This window comes from Bradyrhizobium jicamae (assembly GCF_018130215.1).
Taxonomy (GTDB): domain Bacteria; phylum Pseudomonadota; class Alphaproteobacteria; order Rhizobiales; family Xanthobacteraceae; genus Bradyrhizobium; species Bradyrhizobium jicamae_A.
Map to the genome: position 1 here is coordinate 25,899 of NZ_JAFCKQ010000024.1, position 16,752 is coordinate 42,650.

Annotated in this window: 13 protein-coding genes; 7 read left to right on the plus strand and 6 right to left on the minus strand. The window is 65.1% G+C overall.

The features are described from left to right. Window positions 1-61 precede the first annotated feature (61 nt). Window positions 62-997 (plus strand): glycine/sarcosine/betaine reductase selenoprotein B family protein, encoded by a 936-nt coding sequence (locus JQ586_RS23705; RefSeq protein ID WP_212397033.1) that lies wholly within the window; start codon window positions 62-64, stop codon window positions 995-997. Between the two features lie 8 nt (window positions 998-1,005). Here JQ586_RS23705 and JQ586_RS23710 read toward each other — a convergent pair whose 3' ends face one another. After that, a complete protein-coding gene (locus JQ586_RS23710; protein WP_212397034.1) occupies window positions 1,006-2,019 on the minus strand; it encodes a bile acid:sodium symporter family protein in 1,014 nt (337 codons plus the stop codon). Between the two features lie 86 nt (window positions 2,020-2,105). Here JQ586_RS23710 and JQ586_RS23715 point away from each other — a divergent pair, with 86 nt between their 5' ends. After that, entirely contained in the window at window positions 2,106-2,978 is an 873-nt protein-coding gene (locus tag JQ586_RS23715) for a LysR family transcriptional regulator (protein ID WP_249148018.1), read from the plus strand. 19 nt (window positions 2,979-2,997) lie between these two features. On the opposite strand, the gene JQ586_RS23720 is transcribed toward JQ586_RS23715, so the two are convergent. Both JQ586_RS23720 and JQ586_RS23725 read right to left on the minus strand, forming a co-directional pair. Further along, entirely contained in the window at window positions 2,998-4,032 is a 1,035-nt protein-coding gene (locus JQ586_RS23720; protein WP_212397035.1) for a phenylacetaldoxime dehydratase family protein, read from the minus strand. Window positions 4,033-4,153: 121 nt separating this feature from the next. After that, window positions 4,154-5,170, minus strand: a complete 1,017-nt coding sequence (locus JQ586_RS23725; RefSeq protein WP_212397102.1) for a carbon-nitrogen hydrolase family protein — start codon at window positions 5,168-5,170, stop codon at window positions 4,154-4,156. A gap of 203 nt (window positions 5,171-5,373) precedes the next feature. On the opposite strand from JQ586_RS23725, the gene JQ586_RS23730 reads away from it, so the two are divergent. The 3 genes from JQ586_RS23730 to JQ586_RS23740 all read left to right on the plus strand — a co-directional run bounded on the left by JQ586_RS23730 (window position 5,374) and on the right by JQ586_RS23740 (window position 8,470). Beyond that, window positions 5,374-6,330 carry a helix-turn-helix domain-containing protein gene (locus JQ586_RS23730; protein WP_212397036.1) on the plus strand — a complete coding sequence of 319 codons (957 nt, stop codon included), beginning with the start codon at window positions 5,374-5,376 and terminating at the stop codon, window positions 6,328-6,330. Window positions 6,331-6,545: 215 nt separating this feature from the next. Further along, the gene (locus tag JQ586_RS23735) at window positions 6,546-6,899 is read left to right on the plus strand and encodes a PilZ domain-containing protein (protein ID WP_212397037.1); all 354 of its coding nucleotides are present in this window, start codon (window positions 6,546-6,548) and stop codon (window positions 6,897-6,899) included. A 149-nt stretch (window positions 6,900-7,048) separates the two neighbouring features. After that, window positions 7,049-8,470 (plus strand): MFS transporter, encoded by a 1,422-nt coding sequence (locus tag JQ586_RS23740; RefSeq protein ID WP_212397038.1) that lies wholly within the window; start codon window positions 7,049-7,051, stop codon window positions 8,468-8,470. Between the two features lie 78 nt (window positions 8,471-8,548). Here JQ586_RS23740 and clpA read toward each other — a convergent pair whose 3' ends face one another. Together clpA and clpS are read right to left on the minus strand one after the other, a co-directional pair. Continuing rightward, window positions 8,549-10,957 carry an ATP-dependent Clp protease ATP-binding subunit ClpA gene (gene clpA / locus JQ586_RS23745; protein WP_212397039.1) on the minus strand — a complete coding sequence of 803 codons (2,409 nt, stop codon included), beginning with the start codon at window positions 10,955-10,957 and terminating at the stop codon, window positions 8,549-8,551. A 260-nt stretch (window positions 10,958-11,217) separates the two neighbouring features. Next, window positions 11,218-11,553, minus strand: a complete 336-nt coding sequence (clpS, locus tag JQ586_RS23750; protein WP_212397103.1) for an ATP-dependent Clp protease adapter ClpS — start codon at window positions 11,551-11,553, stop codon at window positions 11,218-11,220. A gap of 500 nt (window positions 11,554-12,053) precedes the next feature. On the opposite strand from clpS, the gene JQ586_RS23755 reads away from it, so the two are divergent. Beyond that, a complete protein-coding gene (locus JQ586_RS23755; protein WP_212397040.1) occupies window positions 12,054-13,928 on the plus strand; it encodes a TadE/TadG family type IV pilus assembly protein in 1,875 nt (624 codons plus the stop codon). Between the two features lie 154 nt (window positions 13,929-14,082). On the opposite strand, the gene JQ586_RS23760 is transcribed toward JQ586_RS23755, so the two are convergent. Continuing rightward, a complete protein-coding gene (locus JQ586_RS23760) occupies window positions 14,083-14,424 on the minus strand; it encodes a phasin family protein (RefSeq protein ID WP_212397041.1) in 342 nt (113 codons plus the stop codon). A 430-nt stretch (window positions 14,425-14,854) separates the two neighbouring features. Here JQ586_RS23760 and JQ586_RS23765 point away from each other — a divergent pair, with 430 nt between their 5' ends. Beyond that, window positions 14,855-16,630: a serine hydrolase gene (locus tag JQ586_RS23765; RefSeq protein WP_212397042.1), complete on the plus strand. Its 1,776-nt coding sequence runs from the start codon at window positions 14,855-14,857 to the stop codon at window positions 16,628-16,630. The last annotated feature ends 122 nt before the right edge of the window (window positions 16,631-16,752 follow it).

The window sequence follows — 16,752 nt, forward strand, 5'->3', positions numbered from 1 at the left end:
ACACGCGACGTTCCTGGTCTAGCTATGGCTGACAATGATGGCGCGCAGAAGGGAGCGCAACATGGCGGCAAGTTCGGACGATCAACTCGGCTTCGCGCCCGACGACGATGCTCCCGTTGGCTACATGAAGCGCACCCGCGATTATTATGCGGCGATCGGCTACACCACGCCGTACCATTGGGCGCACTACACCTCAGCGCCGTTCCAGCCACTGAACAAGCCGCTCAGCCGCTCCCGCGTCGCGATCATCACGACCGCGGCACCGTTCGATCCCGCCAAGGGCGACCAGGGTCCGGGCGCGAAATATAACGGCGGCGCCAAGTTCTATTCGGTCTATGACGGCGATACGTCGAAGCCACATGATCTGCGAATCTCCCACATCGCCTATGACCGCGTTCACACCTCGGCCAAGGATAGCGGCACCTGGTTCCCGCTGGCGCAGTTGAAGCGGCTTGCCGAGGCCGGCACAATCGGCGAGGTCGCACCGCGCTTCTTCGGCGCGCCGACCAACCGCAGCCATCGCGTCACCATCGAGACCGACGCGCCCGAAATTCTCAAGCGCTGCCGGGCCGACGGCGTCGATGCCGCGGTGCTGGTGCCGAACTGCCCGGTCTGCCACCAGACCGTCAGCCTGGTCGCGCGGCATCTCGAGGCCAACGGCATCCCGACCGTCGTGATGGGTTGCGCGAAGGATATCGTCGAGCACGCGGCGGTATCGCGCTTCCTGTTCTCGGATTTTCCGCTCGGCAATTCCGCCGGCAAGCCGAACGATATGGCCTCGCAGGCCTTCACGCTCGAGCTGGCGCTGCGCGTGCTGGAATCCGCCCCGGGTCCGCAAACCACCGTACAGTCCCCGCTGCGCTGGAGCGAGGAGCATTCCTGGAAGCGCGACTACAGCAATGCGGATGCCCTGAGCGCCGAGGAGCTGGCGCGCCTGCGCCGCGAATTCGACGCGCAGAAGGAGATCGCCAAGGGCCTCCGCGAGCGCGTCGCGTAGGCCTCTTGTCAATGCGCTTGCAGCAGCGCCCCGCCCGTCTCGCCTGAGCCGGCCTGGGCGTGGCCGCCATAGCTCCGCGCCAGGGCAGCGCAGGTCATCAGCTGGATCTGATGGAACAGCATCAGGGGCAGCACGATCAGCCCGACCGGTTGACCCGCCAGCATCAGGCTCGCCATCGGCAGTCCGCTTGCCAGACTCTTCTTCGAGCCACAGAACATGATGGCGATGCGATCCTCGCGGGAGAAGCCGAGCAGGCCGCTGCCGAAATGGGTGATCAGCAGCACCAGCGCCAGCAGAACCATGTCGATCCCGAACACGGTGACCATCTGGGTCGCGTTGACCTGGTGCCAGATGCCGTGGCTCACCCCATCGCTGAACGCGGTGTAGACGATGAGCAGGATCGAGCCGCGATCGACCAGGCCAAGCAGCCGATGATGCCCGATGACCCAGCCGCCGATCAGCGGCCGCGACAATTGTCCCGCCAAGAACGGCAGCAGCAATTGAACGACGATGTCGAGCGCGGCGGTCCCGGAGAACCCGCCATGACTCGAGAGCAGGGCGCCGGCCAGCAGCGGCGTCGCGACGATGCCGACCAGGTTGGATGCGGTCGCCGAGCATAGCGCCGCCGACACGTTGCCGCCCGCGATCGAGGTGAAGGCGACCGACGACTGCACTGTCGACGGCAGGATGCAGATCAGGATCACGCCGGTCCACAGCGCCGGTGTCAGCAGATGCGGCGCCAGCGCGTGCGCCGCGAGCCCGAGCAGCGGGAACAGTCCGAAGGTGGCGAGGAAGATCACCAGATGCAGCCGCCAGTGCCGGGCGCCGACCAGCGCCTCCGTCGTCGACAGCCGCGCACCATGCAGGAAGAACAGCAGCGCGATCGCCACATCGGTCGCATGACCGCCGATCGCGGTCCCCACCCCGTGCAGCGGCAGCAGCGTGGCGAGGCCGACCATGCCGACGATGGCGGCAATGTAGGGATCGACAGGGATCGACGAGCGCAGGCGGCTGATGGTCATGGCAGGGTCCTTCCCTGCCCCTAGATGCCCGCTCGGCCAGCAATTGTGAACCGTGCTTACCGACGTTATTGTAATTGCGATTTGCAATGACCGCTCAGGCACCAGCCATGCTCGACCCGACCCAGCTCGAGACCTTCCTCACCGTCGCGCAAACGCAGAACTTCACCGAGGCCGGCCGCCGCCTCGGCCTGAAGCAATCGACGGTGAGCCAGCACATCCGCAAGCTCGAGGCTGCGGCCGGCCGCCGCCTGTTCGTGCGCGACACCCATTCGGTGGTGCTGACGGCCGACGGCGAGGCCATGACGGGCTTTGCGCGTCCGATCCTGGAGGCCAACGCCCGTGCCCGCGACTATTTCGCGGGATCGCAGGTGCGCGGCAAGATCCGGTTCGGCGCTGCGGAGGATTTCGCAAGCTCGCGCCTGCCCGACCTCTTGCGCGATTTCGTCCGCCGGCACCCGCAGGTCGATCTCGAGCTGACGGTGGGCCTGACCGGCCTGCTCTACCAGCAGCTCGATGCCGGTGAGCTCGATCTCGTGCTGGGCAAGCGCAGGCCGGGAGACGCGCAGGGCCAGTTGGTGTGGCAAGACCGCCTGGTGTGGACTTCAGCGCCGGGCAAACGCCTCGATCCGGATCAGCCGCTGCCCCTCATTCTCTACGCGCAACCGAGCGTCAGCCGTGGTGCGGTGCTCGAGGCGATGGAGCGCTTCGGGCGACCGTGGCGCATCGTCTGCTCGAGCGGCAGCCTCAGCGGCCTGCGCGCCGCGGCGCTCGCCGGCCTCGGCATCACCCCGCAGGCGCAAGGGTTGATTCCTGACGGCCTTGTGGAAGTAGCGGCGTCAGGGCTGCCGCCGCTCGGCAGCGTCGAATTCGTGGTTCGCGCGGCGCGGCGGCCCAGGCGCGGCCCGGCGGTCGAACTGGCCCAGGCGATCACGGCGCAAGGCGGCCGGCTTCGCCCGTAGATCCCAGCTCAGCTGCCACCTATGGGCTGACGGCGCCGAGCATTCCGGTGCGCTCGTGGCAGTCGAGATATTCGAAGAACTGCTCGTCCGCGGCGGCGACCGTGACCTCGTGATACAGCCGGAGCTTGGCATTCGGCCCGAGCGTCGACAGGTACTTCATCGCCGCGCCGAAGATCCGGACATGGGTCGGATGCGATTCTGCCCAGCGCTCCAGTGCCGCGAGACTCTTCCACCAGCTCTGGCCGTAGGACTTCTCGGTGGGAGCACCGCCGGCGTCGAGCACGCGCATGTAGCGGTTGGCATAGCAGCCGATCGGCGCACCCTCGTCGCGCAGGAAATCCATGCCTTCGCGCAACACCGGCTCGACGTCGTCGAGATACATCTTCCGCTCGGAGGCCTCGGTGTCGCTCCAGTCCTGGCCGGAGCGGATCAGGCAGAGATTGTCGTGGGCAACCACGCGGATGCGCGCACCGTCACGGACGACGCGCGGCTCGCCGCCCGGCGTCATTGCATCGGTCTGCGACAGCGGGATGCGGTCGCGCATGCCGCCCCAGTAGGCGTGCTCCTGCACCTCCCCGCTCATGCCGTCGGCGAGGACGGCCACACCTTCGGGCCGGCCGAGCGACGAGAACAGCGTCTCGTAGCGCTCGACACGGGGCCGCAGCACCTCGATGAAGCGGCCGACGCCAGCTCCCGGCTCGCTGCCGGTCCAGGCGTCGCGGGCTTTCGGAAGGAAAGCATCGAAGCGCGCGGCATCGTCCCAATAGGCGACCGAGACGACGTTGGTGAACCCGGCCTGGTCGACATATTGCGCGCGGTCCCAATGCGTCGGGCCGTTCTCCCCGGCAAAGCGCGTCGCAATCCCGGCAAGCGCCTTCGTCGCAGCCGCGGTCGGCTCGCCGCGATATTGCGCGCCGAAATAGGCCATGGTCACGCTTTTGACGGCCGGCTTGTGGCGCGCGACGAAGGACGGGTAAGGCGGCGTGTAGTCGTCGGGCACGCGCCGATGACGGGACCGCGCGGTCTGCAGATGTGAGGGAATCGCGGATTCCATGGCAATTGCCTCCGGTTGTCCAAGAGCGTTTTTCGAGCGAAGTGGATACCGTTCGCGCGAAGAAAACGCGTCAAAACACGAATCCAGCCCCGCTCCGATCCCGTCGGATCGGGGCTCTCGGTTAGCTCGCGGCCGCGTCGAGCTCGTCGCCCGCGAGACTGTCGAGCGGCAGCGCAAAATGCTCGACGCGCTTCGAGGGCTTCTTGTTGAGCAGGAGACGCGTGACGTCGGGCCGCGAATAATGTCCGGCCGGATCGGCCGCGTTCTTGGCGACGCCGATTGCGCCGAGATCGATATCGGCGATCAGGAGGCCTTCCTGCTCCGGCGGAAGTTTTTCGGCGATCGAGCTGCCGTCCGGGCCGTAGATCGCCGCATGGCCGCCACCGACATGCAGCAGCGCATGCTTGTCCTCGCGGTCGCACATCTCGTCGACCATCGCCTGCGAGACGGTGGCGCAAGGCGCCAGCACGAAGCAGGAGCCTTCCACCGCATAGACGCGCGAGGCCGCGTTGTTGACCTCCCAGCCGAGCGCCGGCGCGAACGGATCGTACAGCGAGAAGCTCGGCCAGGCCGCGACATGGACCTGCTCGTTCTGCGCGTACATCGCGTATTTCGACAACGGTTGCAGATGCTCCCAGCAGCACAGTGCGCCGAGACGGCCAATACCGGGACGGTCATGAACCGCCAGATCGCTGCCGTCGCCCTCGCCATAGACGGTGCGCTCGGCATGGGTCGGCCGCAGCTTGCGCCGCTTTGCAATGGTTTCGCCGTCGGGCCCGATCAGCCATTGCGCCAGATAGAGGCTGCCGCCGTCGCGCTCGGACAGGCCGAGCACGGCAGTCATGCCGGTCTTCTTCACCGCGAGCCTGAGGCGCTCGGCCTGCGGGCTGTCATAGGAGAGCGAGTTGTCGAAATAGCGCTGCACAAAGCCGCGCCCGATCGCCCAGGCCGGCGAGTCCAGCCAGATGTACCAGGGATAGCCGGGGATGAAGGCCTCCGGGAACGCGATCAGCTTGGCGCCCTTGCCGGCTGCCTCCTCGATCAACGCAATGGTCTTGGTCACTGACGCATCGAGATCGAGCCAGGCGGGCGCCGCCTGCACCACCGCAACGCGATATTTCGGATGTTCGATGCCCATGATGTCCTCCTCGCCGCCGGCGATGCGGCCGGTTCGCACTTGATCGGCCCCGCTGGCCTCTGACATCATGCTGCTCCCAAACCGGGACTGGCGTTCGACTGGGGCGGAAGGAAAATTCGACTGCCGAGCCGATTTGCCGGCCGGCGCCCGGTACGGAGCTTGCTTTGGATCGAGCGACTGGCGCCTAGTGAAGGGAGCAAATCATGCCGGCCCTGTTCACCACGGACAACGCACCCACCCACCGGCGCCTCGCGCTCTGGCAGGACATCGTCTGCGACGTCTTCGTCCAGCTCGACTGCAAGTCCGACCTCGGAGGCGCCTTCCACGGCGCCATCACGTCTTCGCAACTCGGCCGGGTCAAATGCTCGGACGTCTCGTCGGGCCGGCAGCGGGTGTTCCGCACGCCGTCACGGATCGCACGCGCCAGCGAGGACTATGTGCTGTTCGCGCTGGGGCGGCACGGCACCGGCGCCGTGCTCCAGGACGGCCGCGAGACCGTGATCCAGCCGGGCGAATTCGCGTTCTACGACACCACCCGACCCTACGAGCTGCGGTTCGATAACGATTTCACGCAGACCATTTTCCAGGTGCCGCGCGAGATGCTGCATCGGCGCTTTGCCGGCTCCCAGAATTTCACAGCGACCACGTTCACGTCTGACGGCCCCGTGCAGCGGCTCGCCTATCAGTTCATCGCTTCTCTGGCCGACGTCGCCGACAGGCTCGATGCCGACAGTGCGATCCGGCTCGCCGATCAGGCTGCGGACCTGCTGGCGATGGCCATGAGCGAACGGCTCGGCGGCGCGGGACTTCCGGCCTCGACCCACCGTTCGGCGCTGCTGTATCGGCTCAAGGCGCATGTACTGGCGCATCTGCCGAACCCTGATCTCGGCCTTGCCGAGACCGCCGCGGCGTTCGGCATCTCGCCGCGTTACGTCAACAGCCTGTTCGGGGATGAAGGGACCTCGTTCCAGCGCTTCGTGCTGGCGCAGCGGCTCGAGCACTGCAAGCGCGACCTCGCCTCGCCGGCGCACGCGCACCGCCACATCGGCGAAATCGCCTTTGCCTGGGGCTTCAACGATCTCTCGCATTTCGGCCGCGTGTTCCGCGAACACTACGGCCTGTCGCCGCGCGACTGGCGGCAAAGCCGGCTGCCGAACTGAGCGCTGCCATAGCGTTTTCGAGCAACGTGGAGACCGGTTCGCGTGAAGAAAACGCGTCAAACCTGAAATCAGCCTTTTGCAACGCAAAAGCTACCGCGAAGTCCGGGGCGACGCGGATGCAAGGAATTTACGTTAACTGCAACAGGTTCCAACGACGAGTTCCACATCGCGGCATATCCCGGTACAGTCCGGCCATTCAATTGGAGGATTTTCCGATGCAGGACCGGCGCCAAGGCCCGCGCGACAAGGTGCTCTATGGCGGGGTCGCGGCAATCAACGAGCGCGGCTCCACGATGGATTGCCTCGTTCGCAACATCGGCGAGGGTGGCGCCTGCGTCGAGTTCGAGACGGCGGCGAAACTGCCGGAAGAGATGAACCTGACCATCGCACGCCGCGGCCGTTCTTACCTCACGCGGATGATCTGGCGCCAGGCCAACAAGGTCGGCCTTGCCTTCCGGATCATGACCTCGGACACCCCGGTCAGCGATCTCGACGAGCGGCTGCGCCGCAGCGAGATCAAGAAACGGCAGCTGCAGCGACGGATCAAGGAATTGCTCGGCGAAGGCTGAGCCGCGTCCGCTTCCGGCGGACTGGCCCGGTTTCGGGACCTGATACTCCATTCCGGCAAGCCGCCCGGCGTTTTCGGGGGTTGCAAAGCACAGGCCAATCCAGCATGCGGTAGGCCTGTCCATGCCGGAACGGAGAGCAACTTCACGACATGTCGTCCGCGATCACAGAGCATGCCGACGGCCTGCCGCAGCCGCAACGCAATCTGGCCATTCTCACGATCGCGCTCGGCCTCGTGATGGCCGTCATCGACGGCTCGATCGCCAACGTCGCCCTCCCCACCATCGCCAAGGCCCTCGACGCCAGTCCCGCCTTTTCGGTCTGGATCGTCAACGGCTACCAGCTCGCGATCACGATTTCGCTGCTGCCGCTGGCCTCGCTCGGCGAAATCATCGGCTATCGCCGGGTCTACCTGGCGGGGCTCGTGCTGTTCACGGTGGCGTCGCTGTTCTGCGCTCTTGCGCATACGCTGCCGCTGCTGACGGTCGCCCGCATCATCCAGGGATTTGGCGCGGCTGGTATCCTCAGCGTCAACTCCGCACTTGTCCGCTTCACCTATCCGCATGCCCTGCTCGGCCGCGGCATCGGCATCAACGCGCTGGTCGTCGCCGTCTCGGCCGCGGTCGGCCCCACAGTGGCGTCGTTCATCCTGTCGGTCGGAACGTGGCCGTATCTGTTCGCCATCAACGTCCCGCTCGGCATCGTGACCCTGGCGTTCGGCTTGCGTTACCTTCCGCACACGATGCCGGCCGTTCACGCCTTCGACTGGCAAAGTGCGGCGCTGAGCGCCGTGACGTTCGGGCTCGGCATCGCCGCGATCGACAGCGCCGGCCACGGCGAGGCGTTGTTTTTCTGCCTCACCGAGTTTGCGATCGCGGCGATCGCAGGCTTCCTGCTGGTGCGGCGGCAGAGGCACCTGCCCTCACCGCTATTGCCGATCGACCTGCTGCGGATTCCCATCTTCGCGCTGTCGATCGGCACCTCGATCGCCTCGTTCTGCGGGCAGATGCTGGCCTTTGTCGCGATGCCATTCTACCTCGAGAACCATTTCGGCTATTCGGCGGTGCAGATCGGCCTTCTGATCACGCCCTGGCCGATCGCGGTCGCCTGTGCCGCGCCGCTCGCCGGCCGGCTGGTCGAGCGTTATCCGGCCGGACTCCTGGGCGGCATCGGATTGCTGCTGTTCGCGCTGGGATTGGGTGCCCTGGCGCTGCTGCCGGCCACCGCAACACCGTTCGACCTGATCTGGCGCATGGCGCTCGCTGGCGCCGGCTTCGGCCTGTTCCAGACCCCCAACAACCGCACCATGATCGCCGCCGCCCCGCGCGAGCGCTCGGGCGGCGCAAGCGGTATGCTCGGCACCGCGCGGCTGCTGGGACAGACCACTGGAGCTGCCCTGGTGGCATTGCTGCTGGGGCGCTATCCGACTGATGGCACCAGGATCTCGTTGATGGTCGGCGTCGGCTTCGCGCTGGCGGGAGCTGCGCTCAGCACATTCAGGCTGTCCTCGACGGGCAGCCGCGGCGCCGAGCAGGTGCGCGTCCACGAGGGCCAGCGCCTCAAGGGCGAGTGAGCGCCGCAACTAGAAAGGCGCAAGCAAAAAGGCCGGCTTTGCAGCCGGCCCTTTCGATGTTGCACTTCGCGAGACCCTTCAGGCCTTGACCAGTGGCCCGCGCGAGGCCGGACCCTTGGTGCCGCCACCGCCGCCGCTGGAGCCACCCGACTTCGGCGGCTTGCGCTTGCGCGGTGGAAGCTTCTCGGGCTTCGGCGTGACCGGGCCTTCGACGAACTCGAAGCCGATCTTGTCCTTGGCGGTCGCCTCGTCCTTCACCAGTACGACGCGGACATGGCCGCCACCCTTGAGCTGGCCGAACAGCACTTCATCCGCCAGCGGCTTCTTGATGTGCTCCTGGATGATGCGCGCCATCGGACGGGCACCCATCTGCTCGTCATAGCCGTGCTCGATCAGCCAGGCCTTGGCGGGCTCGGAGAGCTCGATCGTGACGTCGCGGTCGGCAAGCTGAGCCTCGAGCTGCAACACGAACTTCTCGACCACCATGCCGATCACGTCGGCATTGAGGTGCGCGAACGAGACGATCGCATCCAGACGGTTGCGGAATTCAGGCGCGAACTGCCGGTTGATGGCCTCGTGGTCGTCTCCCTCCCGCTTCGAGCGGGTGAAGCCGAACGCCTGGCGCGCCAGATCGGAGGCGCCCGCATTCGTGGTCATGATCAGAATCACGTTGCGGAAGTTGACCTGCTTGCCGTTGTGGTCGGTGAGCCGGCCGTGATCCATGATCTGCAGCAGCACGTTGTAGAGATCCGGGTGCGCCTTCTCGATCTCGTCGAGCAGCACCACGCAGTGCGGATGCTGGTCCACGCCATCGGTGAGCAGGCCGCCCTGGTCGAAGCCGACATAGCCGGGAGGCGCGCCGATCAGGCGCGACACGGTGTGCCGCTCCATGTATTCGGACATGTCGAAGCGCAACAGCTCGACGCCGAGCGTTGCTGCCAGCTGCTTGGCGACCTCGGTCTTGCCGACGCCGGTCGGTCCCGAGAACAGATAGCAGCCGATCGGCTTCTCCGGCTCGCGCAACCCGGCGCGTGCCAGCTTGATCGAGGCCGACAGCGATTCGATCGCCTTGTCCTGACCGAACACCGTGCGCTTCAGGGTCTGCTCGAGATGCTTGAGCACCTCGGCATCGTCCTTCGACACGCTCTTGGGCGGAATCCGTGCCATGGTCGCGATCGTGGTCTCGATCTCCTTGATGCCGATCGTCTTCTTGCGCTTGTTCTCGGCAACCAGCATCTGCGCCGCGCCCGACTCGTCGATCACGTCGATCGCCTTGTCGGGCAGCTTGCGGTCGTGGATATAGCGGGAGGAGAGCTGCACCGCAGCCTCGATCGCCTCGTTGGTGTATTTCAGCCGGTGGTAATCCTCGAAATACGGCTTGAGGCCCTTGAGGATCGCGATCGCGTCCTCCACCGTCGGCTCGTTGACGTCGATCTTCTGGAAACGCCGCACCAGCGCGCGGTCCTTTTCGAAGTGCTGACGATATTCCTTGTAGGTGGTCGAGCCCATGCAGCGGATCGTGCCCGAGGCCAACGCCGGCTTCAGCAGATTGGACGCGTCCATAGCGCCGCCCGAGGTCGCGCCTGCTCCGATCACGGTGTGGATCTCGTCGATGAACAGGATAGCGTTGGGATGCGCCTCCAGCTCCTTCAGGACCTGCTTGAGCCGCTCCTCGAAATCGCCGCGATAGCGGGTGCCCGCCAGCAGCGTGCCCATGTCGAGCGAGAACACGGTGGCGGCCGCCAGCACCTCGGGCACATCGCTGTCGACGATGCGCTTGGCGAGGCCTTCGGCGATCGCGGTCTTGCCGACGCCGGCTTCGCCGACGAACAGCGGGTTGTTCTTCTGGCGGCGGCACAGCACCTGGATCGCGCGGTTGATCTCGGCATTGCGGCCGATCACCGGATCGATCTTGCCGTCACGCGCCTTCTTGTTGAGGTTGACGCAATAGGTCTCGAGCGCCTCGCCCTTCTTCTTAGCGTCCTCGTTGCCCTTGGTCTCGGTTTCCTCGTCGACGCCGCGCACCGGCCGCGCCTCGGAGACGCCGGGGCGCTTGGCGATGCCGTGGCTGATGTAATTGACGGCGTCGTAACGCGTCATGTCCTGCTCCTGCAGGAAATACGCGGCGTGGCTCTCGCGCTCGGCGAAGATCGCGATCAGGACGTTGGCACCGGTCACTTCCTCGCGACCGGACGACTGCACATGGATCACCGCGCGCTGGATCACGCGCTGGAACCCGGCGGTCGGCTTGGCGTCGTCGGCGCCGTCGGTCACCAGGTTTTCGAATTCGGTCTCGAGATAGTTGACGAGACTGGTCCTGAGCTTGTCGAGATCGACGCTGCAGGCCCGCATCACCGCGGCCGCATCCGAGTCATCGATCAGCGACAGCAGAAGGTGCTCAAGCGTCGCGTATTGATGGTGACGCTCGTTTGCAATCGCCAGTGCACGATGCAGGGATTGTTCAAGGCTTTGGGAAAAAGTTGGCATTCGCGTCCTCTACGGTCCCCGGCCATCATGATCGCCATTACCCGGTCAGGCAACAACAACCTTCGTGATCACCTGTCATATAGTTACGACGGATCGTGGCGAAAGACCGGTTCCGGCACGATGGTTTTCCTCTAAATTCTGGACCATCAGGGTGTCGCGAAACCGCTGCCCGTGAAGATACGGGACGCCGTTCGCTTCCGACATGAATGATTTGATGCAAGACCCGTTCCGCTGACGCGGCGTCGAAGGTTACCGGCGAACTACTTCTTTTCCATCACGCATTGCAGCGGGTGCTGGTGCTTGCGCGCGAAATCCATCACCTGCGTGACCTTGGTCTCGGCGATCTCGTAGGTGAAGACGCCGCACTCGCCGATGCCGTGATGATGAACGTGCAGCATGATCTTGGTGGCCGCTTCCGCGTCCTTCTGGAAGAACTTCTCCAGCACGTGAACGACGAACTCCATCGGCGTGTAGTCGTCGTTGAGGATCAGGACCCGGTACAGATTCGGCCGCTTGGTCTTCGGCTTGACCTTCGTGATGACCGAGGTCGACGGGCCACCCGTCCCTCCGGGATTGCGGTTCTCGTCGCCGCTCATCCTGGGCGTGCGGGACGACATCGAGTCGGCGACAGGGACTGTGGACGTGGATCGCAACATGGCTCAGGCGTTCGAATTCCCCAGGGGAAACCGGTTGGCGTATCGGGGGTGTTTCGCGATTGCCGCAGCAGTCATCGCGGAACTCCCGGCAACGCTTTCCAGATTGCCGCTCCCGGTCCGACCCAGCGGCTGGATCGGCATCCCGAATATGGGCCCGGCAACGCGCTGCCGCAAGCACGGAAGCGTTGCCGGTCTTGACCCAAACCCGGCCGATTCCCGGCCCGGCAATCCCCTCAAGGTTAATCGTTTCCGTCGGATTTGACAAAGGAGTCCATCCAACCCCTTAAGCGGCCGTTGAGGATAAGCGCGGTTTTTGACCGGTTTTTCATCCGTTGCGGCAGGCCGTTACCGGGTATGGGCGCGTTTCCCGGGTACGATTCATCAACCGTTTAGCCGATCGCGCAGAAATTGCGCATCAGATCAATTTCGATGAGCAGGTCATGCTTGGTAAAGCCCTTTTCGGCCGACTCGGCTCGGCCGCCCGCCGGTTTGCAGCTGCACGCGACGGCAACATCGCCGTGCTGTTCACCCTCGCGGCCATACCGGTCGTCACCTTCGTCGGTGCGGCGGTCGACTATTCGCGCGCCAATGCGGCCCGCTCCTCGATGCAGTCGGCCCTCGATTCGACGGTGCTGATGGTGTCGAAGGATCTGACCGCCGGAACCATCACGACGGCCCAGATCGCGACCCAGGCGCAGAACTACTTCAACGCCCTCTACACCAACAAGGATGCCCAGGGCATTACCGTCACCTCCAGCTATACCACCGCCACCTCGAGCGCGGCGGCGACCATCCTGCTGAGTGGGTCCGGCCATATCAAAACCGACTTCATGCAGCTGGCCGGCTTCCCGACGATGAATTTCGCCACCACGTCGACGAGCACCTGGGGCAACGTCAAGATGCGCGTCGCGCTCGCGCTCGACAATACGGGATCGATGGCGCAAAGCGGCAAGATCACGGCGCTGCGCAACGCGGTCGCCGGCAGCGGCGGCCTGATCGATCAGCTCTCCGCGCTCTCCAAGACCAATGGTGACGTCTACATCTCGGTCATCCCATTCGCCAAGGTCGTCAATGTCGGCAACTCGAACTACTCGCAGAGCTGGATCGACTGGACCGACTGGCTGAATCCGCCGACCACCCAGCCCAATAACGGCAGCACCCAGGCGAGCCTGCCGATGAACTGGCATGCAGTGGGACCGGGCGCGCAATGTCCGTGGACCAATACCAGCGGCGGCTTCACCTGCCTCTCCAGTCCGACCAGCACCTCGAGCGTGTCGACGATTCCGTCGAGCGGCAGCTACAAGGGCTACATCTGCCCGAGCGTCGATTACAATTCCCACAGCGCCTACAATGGCTGCTGGGTCAGCACCGCGGCCGGCACGGGCGTGTTCTGCTCGGGATCGTCATCCTGCGCCTGTCCGACCAATTCCTCCGGAGCCGCCGTATCCGGCTGCAGTTGCTCCGGCAGCGGCAGCGGCAAATCCTGCACCGGCAATCTCTACACCCACGACTGGACGCAGCCGGGTGCCAACGACACCACGCACAATACCTACCAGCCCCGGGTCAGCGCCGTCGTCGGCTGGACCAACAACAAATGGACGTCGACCAATTCGACGCCCACGGTGCAGAACAACTGGACCCAGGCGTCGACCGACCCGATTACCAACTGGACCGGCTGCATCACCGACCGCACCCAGCCCAACGACGCCACCGGCGTGCTGCCGGCGTCGTCCGATGTCACGACGCTCTTCCCGGCAAACGAATATTACGAAAACAGCACAGCCTATTGCAGCAGCAGCGCCTCGACGCCACTCGAGCCGATCATTCCGCTGAGCTACAACTGGAGCACGCTGAAGACCGCCGTCAACGCGATGCAGCCGACCGGCGGTACCGATCAGTCGGTCGGATTGGCCTGGGCATGGCAGTCGCTCATCGTGGGCGGTCCGCTGAATACGCCGGCCGAGGATGCCAACACCACCTACAATCGGGTCATCATCCTGCTGTCCGACGGTCTCAACACCGAGGACCGCTGGCCCGATTACGGCAATGGCAATACGCAGGCATCGGGCAATCCGATCGATGCCCGGCAGACGACGCAATGCCAGAACATCAAGAACGCCACGGATTCCAAGGGCCAGCCGATGTACACGATCTACACGATCCAGGTGAACACCGACGGCGACCCCACCTCCACCGTTCTGCAGAACTGTGCGAGCAGCCCGGACAAGTTCTTCATGCTGACCAGCTCGAGCCAGATCGTGACCACGTTCAACACGATCGGCACCGCGCTCAGCAAGCTGCGGCTGGCGAAATAAGCAGCCGCAGAAGGCAAAACGAAAAAAAGCCCGGCCGATGCGGCCGGGCTTTTGTCTTTCGGCACGTGGAGCGTTTTCGAGCGGAAAACGCGCTAAAAGAAAACCGAGCTCGGTCCGGACTGAATCGGAACGGAGCCCGGTGCTGGTGCGACGATCAGTTCGAGGACGCAGGCGCGAACTTGGCGACCAGGCCCTCATAGGGCTTGAAGGTCTGCTTGGCGCAATCGCTGTAGAGACCGGCGATCTTCTGCGATTCAGCGACGAAGGTCTCGTAGGCCGAGCGCACGAACTCGGTCTGCGCCTCGAGCGCCTTGTCGAGCGACTTCACGCCGGACAGCTTCTCGACGAAGGACTTGGTGTCCTCGAACGACTTCTTGGCATAATCGCCATACGCGGTGGCGATCGCCTGGACACCGCTCTGCAGGTTGGTCGCGGAGGCCTGGACCGATTCCAGATGCTCTTTGCCGTAGTTCTGAATGTCTTCAATCTTGACCATAATGGAGTTCCTTTTTCCCAGACTTGAACGTGCAGTTCCAATTGCCGGGAAGCTCCCGGCCCCCTGACACGCACAACATAGTGCACTGCACAATACAGTCAAGCACAATTGTGCGATGCACAATCTCCACGGCTCCGCGGGCCCCGATTCGCAGCATTTGCGATAAACCCCGGGCTCTTGCGCAACGGTTGCTTAATCCTTTGGAAACTCGCGCCCCCTAACCTGATTCCCGGACTTTGTTCGCCTTCCGACAGGCAGCCTTAAAACTGTTTGTGAACAGCATCTTAGCTAGAACAGCGACCTGCGCGGCCACCGGGGCCGATCGTTCAACCCGGAGGTGGCTCGTTGCGCAGGCAAGGATCAGTGGTCGTTGGGCACAATTTCGCCTCACGAGCCGGTGATCTAGATAGAAATTGGGACGGGGAAGTAAATGCTTCGCACAACCTTGGCTTCCTCGCGCGCGTTGCGAGTTGGCGTTCTCGGGCTCGTAACCCTCACGACTGCGGTCCTGATCAGTGGCAGCGCCGAGGCGCGCCATCGGCACCGCCACCACGTCAGCCATCACGGCAGCGAAGATTCCAGTGACAGCGACAGCCCGCGCTTCGCCTCGATCATCGTCGACGGCAATTCCGGTACGGTGCTGACGGCGACCAGCCCCGACGGCCTGCGCCATCCCGCATCCCTCACCAAGATGATGACGCTCTATCTCCTGTTCGAGCGCCTGGACGCCGGCAAGATCAAGCTCGATACCGAGATGCAGGTCTCGGAGCACGCATCAGAGCAGGACCCGACCAAGCTCGGCCTGCGCCCCGGCCAGACCATCAGGGTCGAAGACGCCATCAAGGGCCTGATCACCCGCTCGGCCAATGACGCTGCGGTGGTGATCGCCGAGGCGATCGGCGGCAGCGAAGACGACTTCGCCCGGATGATGACCCGCAAGGCGCACGCGCTCGGCATGAGCCGCACGATCTACCGCAACGCCTCGGGCCTTCCCAACGACGAGCAGGTGACGACGGCGCGTGACCAGTCCGTGCTGGGCCGCGCGCTCCAGGATCGCTTCCCGCGCTATTATCGCTACTTCGCGACCACCGCCTTCAATTTCCGCGGCCACACCATCACCGGCCACAATCACCTGCTCGGCAGCGTCGAGGGCGTCGACGGCATCAAGACCGGCTACACCCGCGCCTCCGGCTTCAACCTCGTCACCTCGATGCACCGCGGCAACCGCTTCCTGATCGGCGTGGTGCTCGGCGGCCGCAGCGGCGGCTCCCGCGACGCCATCATGCGCAATCTGCTCGCCGAGAACCTCGCCAAGGGCGCGACCACCCGCACCGCGGCGGCGATCACCGAGCGCAACCCGGCCGACGCCAAGGTCGAGGTCGCCGACTCCGATGACGCGCCGGGCGCCTCCGAGCCGATGGCGGCCCCGTCCGAACCCGTCGCAGCCGCCGCGCCCGCACCGCGCCCGGCGAGCAAGCCCTCGCTGATCGCGCAAGCCGCCGCGGCACTGCCGCCGCTGCCCTCGCGGCCCGAGCCGCAGGCCAAGCCCGAGCCGGCGCCGCTGACGTCAGGCGTGATCCAGACCCAACAGATCGCCGCGATCCCGGGCTCCGACGAACCGATGAAGCCGGTGAAGGTGAAGACGGTTCAGGTCAAGGCCGGCCAGATCAAGCTTGCTGCTGCCGGCCCGACGCAGCCGGCGCCGCCGATCACCAGCACGATCCCGTCCCGCTCCGATGTCGCCGAGACCTCGAATGCCATGATGGCGCGGGCCGCCGAGACCAACCGGCCCGACATGCCACCGCAGCCCGCCAATTTCGGCACCGGCAACGGCGTGCTTGGCGTGCTGCCCGCCTCCAGCCTGCAATCGCCCCCGGCGACCGCGCAGGCGATGGCATCGATCGAACCCGCCCGCAGCCAGCCGGCTGCCCAGACCAGGCTGACCTCCGCGGCTGCCCATACCGGCTGGATCATCCAGGTGGGCGCGCTGGAGTCCGAGAACGAGGCCAAGCAGCGTATCGACCTCGCCCGCAATTCGGCCCGCGGCCTGCTCAGCAAGGCGGATCCGTTCACCGAGACCGTCGTCTCCAAGGGCGATCGCACGCTCTATCGGGCCCGCTTCGCCGGCCTCGAGCGCGATCAGGCCGAAGCGGTCTGCCGGACGCTGAAGCGCGCCGATATCTCCTGCATCACCGTCCGCAACTGATCGAACTCATCGTCTGGGACAGACAAGGCCGGCGCCGCAAGCGCCGGCCTTGTTGCTTTTGGGCCGCAGTCGCAAATGCCGATCGCGGCAGCGATCCCGCGAAAACTTCTCGTCAAGATTTT

Coding starts and splice junctions, on each gene's coding strand:
- JQ586_RS23705 (WP_212397033.1), top strand. CDS start 62: ATGGCGGCAAGTTCGGACGATCAACTCGGCTTCGCGCCCGACGACGAT.
- JQ586_RS23710 (WP_212397034.1), bottom strand. CDS start 2,019: ATGACCATCAGCCGCCTGCGCTCGTCGATCCCTGTCGATCCCTACATT.
- JQ586_RS23715 (WP_249148018.1), top strand. CDS start 2,106: ATGACCGCTCAGGCACCAGCCATGCTCGACCCGACCCAGCTCGAGACC.
- JQ586_RS23720 (WP_212397035.1), bottom strand. CDS start 4,032: ATGGAATCCGCGATTCCCTCACATCTGCAGACCGCGCGGTCCCGTCAT.
- JQ586_RS23725 (WP_212397102.1), bottom strand. CDS start 5,170: ATGGGCATCGAACATCCGAAATATCGCGTTGCGGTGGTGCAGGCGGCG.
- JQ586_RS23730 (WP_212397036.1), top strand. CDS start 5,374: ATGCCGGCCCTGTTCACCACGGACAACGCACCCACCCACCGGCGCCTC.
- JQ586_RS23735 (WP_212397037.1), top strand. CDS start 6,546: ATGCAGGACCGGCGCCAAGGCCCGCGCGACAAGGTGCTCTATGGCGGG.
- JQ586_RS23740 (WP_212397038.1), top strand. CDS start 7,049: ATGTCGTCCGCGATCACAGAGCATGCCGACGGCCTGCCGCAGCCGCAA.
- clpA (WP_212397039.1), bottom strand. CDS start 10,957: ATGCCAACTTTTTCCCAAAGCCTTGAACAATCCCTGCATCGTGCACTG.
- clpS (WP_212397103.1), bottom strand. CDS start 11,553: ATGAGCGGCGACGAGAACCGCAATCCCGGAGGGACGGGTGGCCCGTCG.
- JQ586_RS23755 (WP_212397040.1), top strand. CDS start 12,054: ATGCTTGGTAAAGCCCTTTTCGGCCGACTCGGCTCGGCCGCCCGCCGG.
- JQ586_RS23760 (WP_212397041.1), bottom strand. CDS start 14,424: ATGGTCAAGATTGAAGACATTCAGAACTACGGCAAAGAGCATCTGGAA.
- JQ586_RS23765 (WP_212397042.1), top strand. CDS start 14,855: ATGCTTCGCACAACCTTGGCTTCCTCGCGCGCGTTGCGAGTTGGCGTT.